The sequence below is a fragment of the Meiothermus sp. genome (genome assembly GCF_025056915.1).
Lineage (GTDB): Bacteria > Deinococcota > Deinococci > Deinococcales > Thermaceae > Meiothermus.
This window is the reverse complement of the sequence record NZ_JANWVH010000159.1, coordinates 1-1,771: the sequence shown is the minus strand read 5'-3', so window position 1 is coordinate 1,771 and position 1,771 is coordinate 1. Positions and strand designations below refer to the sequence as shown.

Sequence of the window (1,771 nt, the reverse complement as noted above, 5' to 3'; positions counted from 1 at the left end):
CGCTCAGCCAAACCCCGCTCAGAGAGGAAGCTATTGGGCGGGACCTCCTCGTCCAGGATGAGCTGCTTGATGCGCCAGTAAGCTTGTTCGCGCAAGGGAAGGGTGTCCAGTTCAGGGTGCAGGGTCATGAACGGGCCTCAGGAAGAGTCTAACTCAAACCTCACTGAGATGCCAGTTGCATTTTATTGACACCTCGGTTATAGTGGCCCCACTTCGGTTACAAACCATAACCCAAACCTGCGGTAAGCCGAAGGTCAAAAAGGGAGGAACCCATGAAGCGTTGGATGTTCGCGTTAGCTGTGGTGTTGGCTTTAGGTGGGCTGGGGCTGGCCCAGCGCTACCCAGTACGCCCGGTGACCTTGATCGTCCCCTGGTCGGCGGGCGGCTCCACCGACCTCACCGCCCGGGCGCTGGCCCCTATCCTGGAAAAGCAGCTCGGCGCCCCTTTCCAGGTGGTCAACCGCACCGGCGGGGGTGGCGCGGTGGGCCACGGGGCCATCGCCCAGGGGCGGCCGGACGGCTACACCATCGGCATCATCACCCTGGAGGTCATTCTGCCCCCCTGGGTGGCCCAGACCAAGATTGACGCCGAGCAGTTCACCCCTATCTCACTTCTGGTGCTGAACCCGGTGGCCATCGTGGTCCGCAAGGACGCCCCCTGGCGCACGGTACAGGAGCTGATTGCCGACATCAAGCAGAACCCCGGCAAGTACAAGGCCTCCGGCACCGCCAAATGGGGTTCCTACGACTTCGCCCGGCTGGGCTTCCTCAAGAGCATCGGGGCTAAGGAGAACGCCCTGCCCTGGGTGCCCTCTCAGGGCGCGGCTGCCGCCCTGCAGGAGCTTATTGCCGGGGGGGTGAACGTGGCCTTTACCGCTATCGGCGAGGCCAGCGCCCTGGTCAAGTCCGGCGAGGCCCGCTTCCTGGCCTTCATGACCGACAAGCGCTTCCCCAGCTTCCCCGAGGTACCCACGCTCAAGGAACTGGGCATCGACTGGACCTTTGCCTCCTTCCTGATGGCCGCCGCGCCCAAGTTCACCCTGCCCTCGGTGGTGGATGTGCTGGACAAGGCCTTTGCCAAAGCGGTGCAAGACCCTGAGTTCGTGCGCTTCATGAACAACGCCAACCTGGTCATCAACCACCTCGACCGCAAAGCCAGCCTGGCCTTCCTGCAGGAGCGCACCCGGGCCATGCAGCAGATCGTGCAGGAGCTCGAGCTCAGGTTCTAGGAGCCCGGCATGGACACGATGCGGGTCTGGGAGCGGACGGCGGCCCTCCTGGCGGTGGTCCTGGGGGTGCTGGCCCTCCTCCTGAGCCGGGGCCTGCCCCAGATGGAGGGGGGCTACCCCGGCCCGGCCCTCTTCCCGAGCATCCTGGGGGTGGTGCTCCTCCTCAGCGGGCTCGGGCTTTGGTGGCAGGGCCGCCGGGCCCCAGCCCGGCTTCAAGGGGGTGAGGGGCGGGTGCTGCTGGCCCTGCTGGGCCTGGCCCTGGCCCCCTGGCTCCTGGGCCGGCTCGGGCTCTCGCCCACCGCCGGGCTCTGCGCGGCGGCGGGGGCGCTCTTGCTGGGGGTGCGCCCCGGGGGAGCCCTGCTCACCGGAGGAGGGGTGGCCCTGTTGGTCTACCTGATCTTCCAGCGCTTTCTGGGGGTGCAGGGGTGAGCTTTCTGAGCCTAGAAGCCCTGCTGGCCCTCATCCTGGGCTCGCTGTACGGGGCCATCTTTGGGGCCATCCCCGGCCTCACCGCCACCCTGGCCATCAGCCTGGCCTTCCCC

2 protein-coding genes are annotated in these 1,771 nt (G+C 66.7%); both read left to right on the top strand.

Annotated elements, in window-relative coordinates:
* Positions 1 to 272: 272 nt before the first annotated feature.
* Entirely contained in the window at positions 273 to 1,229 is a 957-nt protein-coding gene (locus NZN28_RS14385; RefSeq protein ID WP_295399321.1) for a tripartite tricarboxylate transporter substrate binding protein, read from the top strand.
* 9 nt (positions 1,230 to 1,238) lie between these two features.
* Positions 1,239 to 1,658: a tripartite tricarboxylate transporter TctB family protein gene (locus tag NZN28_RS14380; RefSeq protein WP_295399318.1), complete on the top strand. Its 420-nt coding sequence runs from the start codon at positions 1,239 to 1,241 to the stop codon at positions 1,656 to 1,658.
* The last annotated feature ends 113 nt before the right edge of the window (positions 1,659 to 1,771 follow it).

Bases quoted from the DNA above. Each gene is read 5' to 3' on its own strand.
- NZN28_RS14385 (WP_295399321.1), top strand. From the start codon at position 273: ATGAAGCGTTGGATGTTCGCGTTAGCTGTGGTGTTGGCTTTAGGTGGG.
- NZN28_RS14380 (WP_295399318.1), top strand. From the start codon at position 1,239: ATGGACACGATGCGGGTCTGGGAGCGGACGGCGGCCCTCCTGGCGGTG.